12 protein-coding genes are annotated in these 12,141 nt (G+C 59.2%); 5 read left to right on the forward strand and 7 right to left on the reverse strand.

What is annotated here, in order from left to right; genetic code table 11:
- Positions 1-6: 6 nt before the first annotated feature.
- The gene (locus ACWICV_RS07470) at positions 7-189 is read right to left on the reverse strand and encodes a hypothetical protein (RefSeq protein ID WP_105662724.1); all 183 of its coding nucleotides are present in this window, start codon (positions 187-189) and stop codon (positions 7-9) included.
- A 104-nt stretch (positions 190-293) separates the two neighbouring features.
- Positions 294-725, reverse strand: coding sequence for a DoxX family membrane protein (locus tag ACWICV_RS07475; protein ID WP_105659096.1), 432 nt, complete (start codon positions 723-725; stop codon positions 294-296).
- 161 nt (positions 726-886) lie between these two features.
- On the opposite strand from ACWICV_RS07475, the gene ACWICV_RS07480 reads away from it, so the two are divergent.
- Complete coding sequence (locus tag ACWICV_RS07480; protein WP_454090550.1) at positions 887-1,576, forward strand: TetR/AcrR family transcriptional regulator; 690 nt, start codon at positions 887-889, stop codon at positions 1,574-1,576.
- 103 nt (positions 1,577-1,679) lie between these two features.
- Positions 1,680-2,912 (forward strand): acyl-CoA dehydrogenase family protein, encoded by a 1,233-nt coding sequence (locus ACWICV_RS07485; RefSeq protein ID WP_454090549.1) that lies wholly within the window; start codon positions 1,680-1,682, stop codon positions 2,910-2,912.
- A 70-nt stretch (positions 2,913-2,982) separates the two neighbouring features.
- Here the strand turns inward: ACWICV_RS07485 and hrpB are convergent, their stop codons facing one another.
- Together hrpB and ACWICV_RS07495 are read right to left on the reverse strand one after the other, a co-directional pair.
- A complete protein-coding gene (gene hrpB, locus ACWICV_RS07490; RefSeq protein WP_365943117.1) occupies positions 2,983-5,541 on the reverse strand; it encodes an ATP-dependent helicase HrpB in 2,559 nt (852 codons plus the stop codon).
- Positions 5,538-6,323, reverse strand: a complete 786-nt coding sequence (locus tag ACWICV_RS07495) for an alpha/beta fold hydrolase (protein ID WP_448937909.1) — start codon at positions 6,321-6,323, stop codon at positions 5,538-5,540. The genes hrpB and ACWICV_RS07495 overlap by 4 nt, the downstream gene beginning before the upstream one ends.
- Before the next feature lie 150 nt (positions 6,324-6,473).
- On the opposite strand from ACWICV_RS07495, the gene ACWICV_RS07500 reads away from it, so the two are divergent.
- From ACWICV_RS07500 to ACWICV_RS07510, 3 genes are all read left to right on the forward strand, one after another.
- On the forward strand, positions 6,474-6,635 hold the full coding sequence (locus ACWICV_RS07500; RefSeq protein ID WP_166650864.1) for a hypothetical protein: 162 nt from the start codon (positions 6,474-6,476) through the stop codon (positions 6,633-6,635).
- Between the two features lie 296 nt (positions 6,636-6,931).
- Positions 6,932-7,993: an L-glyceraldehyde 3-phosphate reductase gene (mgrA, locus tag ACWICV_RS07505; RefSeq protein ID WP_365943115.1), complete on the forward strand. Its 1,062-nt coding sequence runs from the start codon at positions 6,932-6,934 to the stop codon at positions 7,991-7,993.
- A 272-nt stretch (positions 7,994-8,265) separates the two neighbouring features.
- A complete protein-coding gene (locus ACWICV_RS07510; protein WP_454090548.1) occupies positions 8,266-9,648 on the forward strand; it encodes an NAD-dependent succinate-semialdehyde dehydrogenase in 1,383 nt (460 codons plus the stop codon).
- Between the two features lie 101 nt (positions 9,649-9,749).
- Here the strand turns inward: ACWICV_RS07510 and ACWICV_RS07515 are convergent, their stop codons facing one another.
- From ACWICV_RS07515 to ACWICV_RS07525, 3 genes are all read right to left on the reverse strand, one after another.
- Positions 9,750-10,823, reverse strand: a complete 1,074-nt coding sequence (locus ACWICV_RS07515) for an HTTM domain-containing protein (RefSeq protein ID WP_454090547.1) — start codon at positions 10,821-10,823, stop codon at positions 9,750-9,752.
- Positions 10,814-11,569 (reverse strand): DUF5819 family protein, encoded by a 756-nt coding sequence (locus ACWICV_RS07520; protein ID WP_388025240.1) that lies wholly within the window; start codon positions 11,567-11,569, stop codon positions 10,814-10,816. The genes ACWICV_RS07515 and ACWICV_RS07520 overlap by 10 nt, the downstream gene beginning before the upstream one ends.
- 116 nt (positions 11,570-11,685) lie before the next feature.
- Positions 11,686-12,141, reverse strand: a 456-nt coding sequence (locus ACWICV_RS07525) for an LPXTG cell wall anchor domain-containing protein (protein ID WP_454152483.1), incomplete at its 5' end; no start/stop codon positions are given.

Genomic DNA, 12,141 nt, shown 5'->3' on the forward strand with positions numbered 1-12,141 from the left:
TGGTCGCTAGACCTTGTCTTCAGGTTCTTCGTTGCTATCACCGTTCTTGAATTCATCGACCTTCTCGCCGATTTTTTCTTGGGCGTCCGCTGCGAAGTTCTTCACGTTCTCGGTAGCGTCGCCTGCGAAATCCTTCGCGTTTTCGACTGCCTCGCCCAGCTTCTTCTTTGCATCATCTAAGAAACCCATTGGTTCTCCTCTTAGCTTGTAGTTCAAATGTGGCCGCTGAAAACCGCAGTCTCCAAGATCAACTTACGGCTTGCCGAACGTTTTGCTCAAACGATTCCGTCCGCTTATTTTGCTTTCTTGATCTTCTTGGCGCCCTTGCGGCCAAGAATCAATGCCACAGCGATACCTGCCAGCCATACGTCCTTGGCCAGGGCGGTGCCATCCGCGGTTGGGCGGATGCCGTCGGATTCTGTCATGCCCGGAGTGCGCAGGTAGGAAGCCAGCAGCACACCGGAGAATGCGCCCAGGCCTAAGCCGGCCAGCCGCGATGGGATCAGCGGCAGCAGCAAGGCGCTACCCAGCGAGATCTCGCCGATGGATACGGCCTTGCCGAAAACTGCCGGTTCCAGCTCGGCCAGCTGAGGCACGCCGTTGGCTGCCATCTGCTGCAGGCCTGCGGCGCTGGCTTCATCGATGCGCAACTTGTTGATGCCGCTGTTGAGAATGAACGCACCACTGACCAAACGTAGCGCGGCGTTTGCAATCGAGATTCCCATGGGCCCTCACTTCTCTTTCATTTCGTCCAAGAATGGCGTTCCTGCATGGAACGCCCTGATGTTCAGCGTAGTCATGGGCGCAGTAGTTCACAATCATTTGCGCGGCGCGCATAGCTGAACCCAAGAATTTCCCAGCTTGAATCGTGCTAAATTCGTGAATCATGATCGCTTCTTCCGCAGTACCCCCAGCAGCCCTTGATCTACTCATTACCCAGGGCTTCGATGCCACCAGCGTCGACGAGCTGGCAGCTGCCGCTGGCATTTCCCGTTCCACTTTCTTCCGCCGTTTCGGGTCGAAAGAGAATATGGTCTTCGCCGACCAGGAAATGATCATTACACACGTCGAGACCACGCTGGCCGCCTCGTCGGTTGATGCAATCACTACGCTCATCGATGCCGCGCATGTGGTTTTCGATCAGTACACGGTCAACCCCGAAGGTGCCCAGCTGCGCCACAAGCTGCTCTCCTCGGTGCCGTCGCTGCGAGAGCGCGAGCTGGTCTCCACTCACCGTTACGAACGGGCGTTTTACGGGTTCCTGAACCGTCGCGATTTGGCAAAGAGCGCCACGGAGAAGTCGCTGTGCCTGGGCGTTAGCGCTGGCCTGGTTGCGATCCACAACGATCATTTGCGCAGCTGGCTGAAAGACGCGCAAAGCACGGACCGCACCAAGCTGGCCAACGATGTGCGCCAGTTCCTGAACCGCTTCGCAGATCTGCTCGACCCCGGACAGGCAGCGGCTGCCACCAAGCCGGCGGCCCCCAGCGTGGTGGTTTCCGTCTTGGATGCCGGCGCCGATGAGCAGGCGATTCTCCAGGCCGTCTCCCGCGCGCTCAAAGAGCACGGAAAATAATCGATTCCACCCAACTTCTGAAACCAAGTTTCTTGACATGGCACTGCGTTCCACTAGTCTAGGAGTGAAGCTTTTTTCACCGTAGCTATTAGGAGCATCTGAAATGTCCCAGCTGGAGACCGGTTTTGAATTTCCCGCCGGCGTTGTCGAACCCGAATACGACCTGTGGTCCGGAGACGTCAATATCGATCCGACCGGAATCTTCGCCGAAATAGGCGAAGCGGACAACGCGTGGCGAGCCAAGGCCCGCGCATTCATCCTCGACGAGGTCAAGGACGACATCCACGAGTACTGGGACAAGGCCGACTACCCGCTGCATCTGCTCAAGAAGCTCGGCGATGCGGATCTGCTGCGCGATGGCCTGAACCTGGAAGGCTACGAGGAAATGAGCCCGCTGGCTGCCGGCTTGGTCAACATGGAGATGGCCCGTGGCGACGGTTCGGTCTCCACCATTGTTGGCGTCCAGGGCGGTCTGGCTCTGCGCTCCGTGCTGTACTGCGGCAATGCCCAGCAGATCCAGAAGTACGCCATCCCCATGCTGCGCGGCGAACTTCCAGGCGCTTTCGCGCTGACTGAACCAACTCACGGTTCCGATTCGGTTTCGCTGGAAACCCGTGCCACCAAGGTCGAGGGCGGATACCGCCTGAGCGGTGAAAAGAAATGGATCGGCAACGGCTCGGTCGGCGGCGTGAGCATCGTTTGGGCCCGCGACGACGAGGGCAAGGTCCGCGGATTCATCGTGCACCAGGATGCCGAAGGCTACAAGGCCACCACCATCGAAAACAAGCTCTCCCTGCGCGCTATCTGGCAGGCGCATATCCGCATGGAGAACGTCTTCGTTCCGGACCACGATGTGATGCCCGAAGCCAAGAGCTTCAAGGACACCTCGCGCGTCCTGTTCGCCACCCGGCTGGGTGTCGCCTGGTCTGCCGTGGGCCACGCGACCGCTTGCTACGAGTCGGCCGTGAGCTACGCCAAGCAGCGCGTGCAGTTCGGGCGTCCGCTGGCCGCCAGCCAGATCGTCCAGGAGCGCCTGGCCCGCATGCAGTCCGAACTGGCTACTATCCAGGTTCTGGTCATGCAGGCGACCAAGCGCGAAACTTCCGGTGAGCTGACCGGCCCGCAGGCGTCGCTGGCCAAGTACACCGCTACGCGCACCGCACGCGCCATCGCAGCGAACGCCCGCGACCTGCTCGGCGGCAACGGCATCCTGACCAGCAACCGCGTGGCCCGCCATTTCGCCGATGTGGAAGCAATCCACACCTATGAAGGCACCGAAACCGTGCAGGCCTTGATCATGGGCCGCGACATCACCGGCTTCTCAGCGTTCGCCTAGAATCTGGGCGCCGGAAAGCACGCCGGGACCTGGCTCGTTCTTCCGGGCCCCGGCCCCGGCGTGCTTTTGCCTACTGCCGGCCCAATCGGTTCTTGGTCTTTGCCGTTGCCACGTGGTCCCATGGATTCTCCGGCCAAGGATGCTTCGGGTAGCGCCCGCGCATTTCAGACCGCACCTGGGCATAGGGCCCATTGAAGAAGCTGACCAGGTCATCGGTCACCGCCAGCGGCCTGCCACCGGGTGAAAGCAAGTGGAACTGGACGGCAAGCTTGCCCTTGACCAGCCGCGGCGACTCATCGAGCCCGAAGCATTCTTGCAATTTCACGGCGACGACCGCTGGACCGGTTTCACCGACCTCGGGATAGGCCACGGAAATCCTTGATCCCGAAGGCACCTGGAGCCGTTCGGGCACCAGCGAATCAAAATCATGGGCATGCTCCCACGGCAGCAAGGTCCGCAATGCCGAATACAGGTCAACCTTGGCAGCGTTCTTGCCGGCGGCTACCTGCCGCAAGACCGGCTGCAGCCAGTTGCCCGCCGAGGCAATCAGGGCCTGGTCATCCACCGCGGCAAAGGGTTCGCCCAGCAGGCGATGGGCCACGGCCATCCGCCGGCGCAAGGCATCAAACTTTTCATGGGTGCCGAAGAAGGCTATCCCCTGCGTAGCTATGGCGCTGGCAACAGCCTGCATGCCCAGCTCTGCGGTGGCCTTGACCGGATGGGCCGCCAGCTCGATCTCGCCAAAGCTCTCGATCTGGCGAGCGGTGATCCTGCCGTCAACCAGCTCCGCCACTTCGCGCTTCTGGTGCATCTGCGGCAACAGGTCGACGGCAGTGCCAAGTTCGATGCCAACGGCCCGTCGGATCACCGCCTTGGATCCGGCACGGGAGACCTCGGCGACCGCAAGAAATTCCTCATGCATCAGCTGGCTGCCGCGCGGCAAGGTTGCCCGGGTCCCCGAAGCCAACAGGTATTCCTCCGGGCCGACCTTGCGCGCAATCCATTGCGGGTAGGCCAAAGCGCACACGCCTGCCAGGGCCGCAGCTGCCGGTGCAGGCTGCCGCCCGGTGCGGTTTTCCGCACTGCCCAGGAGCTTTTCCAGGCGCTGCGCTTCATGCTTCCAGGCACGGTGCGCCGGATGCGAACTCCGGCGCACCGCGGCAAGCAATTCATCCAGGTCCGCACTGGCAATGCGTTCCGAGCTGGCCAGCAATGCGACAGCATCCGAGGCAGCCCGGGTGCCGAAAATCCGGCTGCCTTCGAGCAACGCGCGGGCGGCACGCGGGTCTGCTGGAACCTTCATCATCTGCTCGCCCAGGGCGGTGATCTGCCCGGTGCCGTCAACCGCGTCCAGGCTGCGCAGGATCTGCTCGTCGCTGGCCATGGCGCTAGCCGGCGGCGCTTCCCACATGGCCAGCCCCTCGCCACGCGGGGTCCCCCATGCCGCGAGCGACAAGCCGGCGGCGACCAGGTCGCCGGTGCGGATTTCCGGTGTGGAGTGCGCCGGGGCGGCGGCAAAGGACTTGGGGTCCAAGGTCCGCACCACCTTGCCCGGCCCGAGTCGTCCTGCCCGGCCCGCCCGCTGGGTGGCCGCGGAACGGCTGGCCACCACGGTCATCAACCCCGAGAAACCACGCGAGCTGTCTCGGCGCGGCTCGCGGGCGTAGCCGGCGTCCACCACCAGATGCACGCGCGGCACGGTCACCGACGATTCGGCAATGGAGGTGGAGACGATGATCCGCGGGGCGCTGCCAGCCTCCGGCTCACTGAGGATCCGGTCTTGTTCCTTGGAAGAGATCTGCGAGTGCAAGGCCAGGGCTTGCACTCCGGAGGCAGCAATCTGAGAGCAGACGCGGTCGACTTCCCGTACCCCGGGGACGAACACCAAGGTGTCCACCGGGGTTGCGCTTGCTGCGTTGGCTTCCGCGCTGTGGCGTACCGCGACGGCGGCAACGTGGCGCAGGTAGTCATCATTCAGTCCGCGTTCGGTATTCCGGATTCCGGCGAAGCTGTCGAAAGCTTCTTGCACGGCATACTGCGCGGTGTGGGCGCTGAGCACTGGAGCGGCATGGCCACGGGCCAGCAGCGCCGAGAGTTCCCCGGCGTGCAAGGTGGCACTCATCAGGATCAGCGACAGGTCATCACGCAATTCGCTGACCTGGTTGGCCATCGCCAGCAACAAATCCGTATCGATCGACCGCTCGTGGACCTCATCAATGATCACCGCGCTCACACCGGCAAGATCCGGATCGGCCAGCAACCTGCGCAGCATCAGGCCTGCGGTCACGAATTCCACGCGGGTCTGCGCCGAAGACTGCCGTTCCCCGCGCACGGCGAAGCCAACGCGCTTCCCCAGAACCGATCCATCAAGCTGGGCGAGGCGACGGGCAGCAGCCCGGGCAGCGACACGGCGTGGCTGGGTCACGATGATCTTGCCAGCCAATCCTGCCTGGTCCAGGGCGTTGGCTACCGTGGGTGGAACTATCGTCGTCTTGCCGGATCCCGGTGGCGCCTGGATCACCAGCGGCTGGGCAGGATTAGCCACCAAGGATTCATGGAGTTCTTCCCTGCTGGGACCGAAAGCCAGCCCTGAAGCAATCCTGTTCAGGTCGAAGCGGGCCGAACTCATGCTTGGCGTCCATCCCAGAAGGACTCGATGGCCTTGACCACAGGCTCAATCGGGAACAGGGTGCTGCCGTGGGTTCGCCCCGGCAAGGCCACCATGCGCGCATTGGGCAAGGTGCGGACCATGATCTTGTTCTGGTCGAAGCGCGGCTGGTCCCGGGTGCCGATCAGCAGCAAGGTCGGGATTCTGATCTTCGCCAGCTCGGACAGGTTGATATTCTGCAGGGTCTCGGCGGCCTCGTAGTAGGCAGCCAGGGCCAGCGGGTCGTTGGACTTGAAGGCCATGCGGGTTGCTGGATCCAGGCGTCCATTCTTTTCTTGCCCGGTGACGAATCCTTCGATGTCGCCATTGCGCAGGACCTCGAGGTAGCCGGGGAAGAAGAGCTTCCCGATTTCGCCGGGGGTAATTTCGTAGGTGCCGCCGAGCATGATAAGCGAGATCACCTGCTCTGGGTGGTGCATGGCCATGTGCAGCCCGGTGCGTGCGCCAAAAGAGTAGCCGACAATGTGAATACGTCCGATGCCCAGGTGATCCATCACCGCGCGGATATCGCCGGCCACCTTGTCCATGGTGTAGTCGGCCACGTCGTGGGATTTGGCCGACTTGCCATGCCCGCGCAGGTCCATGCGGATGGTGCGGTGCCCCTGGCCCAACGCCTTGGTGTAGCCGAGCCCTCTCCAGATGGACCGGGACAAGGCGGAGCCATGGAGGAAGAGAATCGGCTCCCCGGCCGCCCCGTCATCGTCAAAGAAGATTTCGGAACCATCTGCGGGATTATTGATCATCGGCATGCCTTCGATTAAATCCTGTATTGACGGTGAAGGCGAAATCTGTGTTGGCCGCCGCCCTCGACATCCGCGGCTAATAGGTGAACACTGAAGACACAGGGTCCAGCCATCCGCAGGGGGTGGCCCACGGAAGTTGGGAGGAAGATCATGCCTGAACAATCAGCTGCTGGGCAGCCCGGTGGCGCTGAAGAGGAAAAGCTGCGACTGGCCGCAGAAGAAAAGAAGCGCCATGACGAGCACGATGAAGCTCTCGTCGAAGAGTGGGAAGACGAGTCATTCCCGGCTTCGGATCCGCCCTCGAATTATTAGCAAAAGCCTTTTCCCAAGAGACCGCACACCTCGCATTCAGCTACTTTCAAGTTTCAGCTCCTAGTGTGGTTAGTACCTTCTCAAGGTGCGAGTGATCTAGATGAACCGATCCGCACAGGCGTTACTTCCTTGGCCTGGCGGGTCGGTTCGTCATTTAATCCAAATCCACGAAACCTTTACGCACACAGCGGATTCACCTTTGCGCTATTTATTTAGTTCAGGCTCTGGCCTATTGTGGAAAATGACGTCAAATCGATTTCCGCTCGCCAGCGCTTGACCTGGCAGAAAGGTGCCTCGTGGAATACGAACGCCTCCCGTCCATCCCGGAACTGCACCGTCCCTACACTGCTGCCGCAGACCGCTATGAGCACTTCGGCTACCGCCGCGTTGGCGACTCCGGCCTGCGCCTGCCCCCGCTGTCCCTGGGACTGTGGTGGAATTTCGGCGATAACCGTCCATTCGATTCCCAGCGCGAGATCCTGCGCCACGCTTTCGATAACGGCATCAACCACTTCGATCTGGCCAACAACTACGGTCCTCCGGCAGGTTCAGCCGAAGAGAACTTCGGCCGCATGATGGAAAAGGACTTCAAGCCCTACCGCAACGAACTGGTCATCTCATCGAAGGCCGGCTACGACATGTGGCCAGGCCCGCACGGCACCTTCGGCTCGCGCAAGTACCTGCTGGCCTCCTGCGAAGCCTCGCTGAAGAAGATGAATCTGGACTACGTGGACATCTTCTATTCGCACCGTTTCGATCCGAAGACTCCCCTGGAAGAAACCATCGGCGCTTTGGATACCCTGGTTCGCCAGGGCAAGGCCACCTACGTGGGCATCTCCTCGTACTCGGCAGAACGCACCGCCGAGGCTGCCGCAATCGCCAAGGACCTGGGAACCCCGCTGGTAATCCATCAGCCGTCGTACAACATCCTGAACCCCTGGGTAGAGCACGGCCTGCTGCAAACCCTGGAAAAGGAACGCATGGGCACCATTGCTTTCACCCCGCTGGCCCAGGGCCTGCTCACCGATAAGTACCTGGAAACCACTGATGTGGTTCGCCAAGGCGGACGCCGTTCGCTCGAAGCCCAGCTGACCGATCAGAACCTGGCCAAGGTCCGCAGCCTGAACGAGGTTGCGCAGGCACGCGGGCAGTCGCTGGCGCAGATGGCCCTGGCCTGGCTGCTGCGCGATGGCGCGGCAACCTCGGTATTGATCGGCGCCTCGTCCACCAAGCAGCTCGACGAGAACTTGGGTGCGCTGGACAACCTTGACTTCTCCGAGTCCGAATTGGCCCAGATTGCCAAGATCGCCCAGGGCGATGCCGGAATCGACTGGTGGCGTTCTTCCGCTATCGGCTAGTAATCCACTGATCACACAGGTAATACCTGTGTTCTTGAGCCGCGGTTTCCAAGACAAGTCTTGGAAACCGCGGCTTTTTCATTCGCTTCCGTCTGCAACTTCTACTCAAGCCAAATACCTGCTGTTCCTTGGTGGCTGAATGTTGTTTCTGCGGATAAGCTCGGAGTAGACGCAATATGAAGTGAATTACATTCATTTATTGCGTGGAGTCCGCTAGCGTTAGATCCACACGGCTTACGCTGACCACTTTTGTGCATACGACAGGAGCATTGATGAGCGCCCCAACCTACAAGGTCTTGAACCCGGCAACCGGTGAAGTCGTCGAGGAATTCGCCGCGGCCACCGATGAGCAAGTCGAACAGGCGCTGGCTGCCGCGCAGAGCGCCTACGAATCATGGCAGGACGTTGACATCAACGAACGCGCCAAGATTGTTTCCAAGGTAGGCACGCTCTTCGCCGAGCGCGCAGCAGAACTCGGCAGGATCATGACCACCGAAATGGGCAAGCCATTGTCCGAGGCCGTGGGCGAAGCTGAATTCTGCCAGGAGATCTTCGAGTACTTCGCCACCGAGGGACCAGCCTTGGCAGCGGACCAGGAGATCAAGTCCTTCTCCGGCGGCAAGGCCGTCGTTCAAAAGCGACCGGTTGGCCCGCTGCTGGGCATCATGCCGTGGAACTTCCCGCTGTACCAGGTAGCGCGCTTCGCGGCACCTAACCTGATGCTGGGCAACACCATCATCTTGAAGCATGCCGAGTCCTGCCCGCGTTCAGCACTGGCCATCCAGGAAATCATGGATGAGGCTGGAGTACCGGCCGGCGTCTACAACAACCTCTTCGCCACCCACGACCAGATCTCCACCATCATCGCCGATTCCAGGATCCAGGGTGTTTCCTTGACCGGCTCGGAGCGCGCTGGCGCCATTATTGGCGAGCAGGCCGGCCGCAACCTGAAGAAGGCCGTACTGGAGCTGGGCGGCTCGGATCCATTTGTTGTCCTGGACTCCGATGACGTACCGGGCATCGTGGATACCGCTTGGGGCTACCGCATCGACAACACCGGCCAGGCCTGCAACTCGAACAAGCGCATGATCGTCATGGAAGACATCTATGACGAGTTCGTTTCCGAACTGACCAAGCGTGCCGAAGGCCTGCAGCCTGGCGACCCGATGGCGGAAGCCGAAGGCACCTTCGCTCCGCTGTCCTCCCGCAAGGCGGCAGAGTCCCTGCACGAGCAGGTCCAGGACGCCGTGGCCAAGGGCGCTACCCTGCACGCCGGCGGCGTGCTGCACGACGGCCCTTCGGCCTACTACTCCCCTGCGGTGCTCACCGGCATCACCAAGGAGATGCGTGCCTACTACGAGGAGCTCTTCGGCCCGGTAGCAGTGGTCTACAAGGTAGCCAGCGACGAGGAAGCCACCGAGCTGGCCAACGACACCATCTACGGCCTGGGCGGCTCGGTGCACTCCACCGATGTCGAGCGCGCTTCCAAGGTGGCCCAGAAGCTGCAGTCCGGCATGACCAACGTGAATGCAGCCAGCGCAGAAGGTGCAGAAATGCCATTTGGCGGCGTGAAGCGTTCGGGCTTCGGCCGCGAGCTTGGCCCGCTGGGCATGGACGAATTCGTGAACAAGCGCCTGTTCTACGTAGGCGAATAATCTGGGTAGGCCCGCAACGGCTGCCTGAACTAAGAGATACATAAATTTAGGGGCGAACCAAAACGGTTCGCCCCTAAGTTTATTTTCTAGTGCTTCTTCTCCTAGGCGTTGGAAGAGACTTTCTCGCCTGATCCCACGCCAACTTCGTTCTGTTCGGAGACCGTCAGCGACGGCTTCTTCGCACGGAACCGACCCCTCCACAACGCTGAGAACCAGCGCTGAATCGTCAACCAGGTCGCGCTAGACACCAGCACAGCGTCTGCGGAAGCCATAATTCCTGAGAAGAAAGGCAGGCCCATAACAACTGCGATGCCGATATGCATCCCAAGAATAGTAATCAGCGCAATTCTCCGGCTGATCTTATGGAACAGCATGAATGGGAATGCAATTTGAGCAAGCACTGTCACATAGGTGATCAAGGCAACGATCCACGAATTCGTAGTGATCAAATCACTAAGCCAAGGGAAGACACCATACGCCTCGGAACTGACCGGGTAGTACATAGCTGTACCGTTTTGCCAAAGTGTGCCTTGAACCTTGTACAGTCCAGCTTCAAGATAGACAACACAAAGTTGAGCTACGACCAGGCATAACGCAAGGTTGTGCAGCACCGTAACGGCTTCGAATTCTTTCTTCGTTTTCCTCGCGCGTTTACGTAGCCAAGAATCGACAGACCAGTGCTTGGACAAGTCAGCAAAAATCAGATAGATCAGCATGATACGGATGAAATAATTTCCGCCATCCGAAACCGGCGTATTCTGTGCGTTAATCGCCGTATAAAAAATGAAGAAGAGCGGCGTGACGAATCTAGTTTGCCAACCAACTACAAATGCGATTGCCAACACGATGGCCATCACGTACCAAAAGACGAAGAACCCGAGTCCCGCGTCACGCAGAATATCCAAAGGCCACTGGTACCCAAGTACAGAACGGTAGGGTTCAAGGTACTCGGAACCAGGTCCCCAGATCTTAGCTGCGACTGGTATGTTGGCAATTAACCAACCCAGAATGAAGAGTCCCGACGACATGCGCATGACTGCAAGACCGTATGGTGCATGCCGGTTTTCGGTAAACCACCCGTAGACCCAGTTCAGTGCTTTGGGGACGAAATCGCGATTCTTAGAAATCCATTGGCTGATCGAAGGAGCACTGCTTGTTTCACGTTTCAGCTCCATACCGACACCGCCGCTTGACTAAATTCCTTGGTATCTCGCCATCCGATGTAGGTTTCGCGAGGTTTTGTTGTTGCGTTCTCATCGCTCCGCTGAGCAAACGGAACAATTGGTTCACGTCGGAGCTTAATTTCCACCATTGATGCTCCGCCCCACTGTTCTATTGCGTAGAGTGACGCGAATCCGACGGCCGTATCTTCCATACGTTTATAGGCTCGAAGATTGCTCAATTCTGTTGCAGAATACTTCTCGCGGGCCTCCGCTGAGTTGAGTTCCACACCAAAAACGGGCGTTCCCTGAATAAAGGGTCTAGAGATTTCCGCTCGAGAATCCGCAGTCAAATCCGAAGCCGCACTCCATAGCCGTCCGTGAATAGATTTGGATTGTTTTGTCTCACGATTGGCAAACATGTTGCCGGCACGGCTTTCCATTTCTTCGGCCGTAACGTCGCGCCACTCTGAGAATTTCGCACCATGTTGGCTACCCTTGGCACAAATTTCCGCGCTAGAAAGACATACACGCATTGTGAAATATTCATCTTGCGAATAGGGCCCAGGAGCAAAAAGGCTCCAGCCTTGATCTAACGGCCCTAGAAAATACTTGTTCAATTCGGGCTGTAATGATGACTTGATGGGTGTTGAAGGACCCGTGAACGCCAATGTGGCTCCGATATGCCCTAACGCGGCTACACCCGCAATTAAAAGCACCAACACTGTAAACAGCTTGGGCTTAGTTTTCTGTTGCCTCATCAGGCTATTGTCTCCAAATTCTTCGACACCCGTGAATTGTTGCAAAGACTACTTGAAAGCGAAATGGGAGGGGCATCGTTTAGATGCCCCTCCTATTTCAAATTACTGCAGTTCGACTATGCTGAACGCTTTCGCGCGAAGACAGCCACACCAGCTCCGAGCAGTACAAGTGCTAGTGCACCTGCACTGATCCAGAGGGCTCCGTTAGAACCGGTATCCGCAAGGCGATCCTTCTTGGAGTCATCCTTCTGGGATCCCTTAGAGTCATCCGACTTAGAGTCCGAGTTATCCGAGGTGTTTGCATCCGTGTTGGCACCGGCGTTCGCATCAGCGTTATCCGCAGTGTTCGCATCGGTGTTCGCATCAGCGTTATCCGCAGTGTTCGCATCGGTGTTCGCATCGGTGTTCGCATCGGTGTTCGCATCAGCGTTATCCGCAGTGTTCGCATCTGTGTTCGCATCGGTGTTCGCATCAGTGTTCGCATCAGCGTTATCCGCAGTGTTCGCATCGGTGTTCGCATCAGCGTTATCCGCAGTGTTCGCATCGGTGTTCGCATCGGTGTTCGCATCAGT

It is taken from the genome of Glutamicibacter sp. NPDC055354, assembly GCF_053644955.1.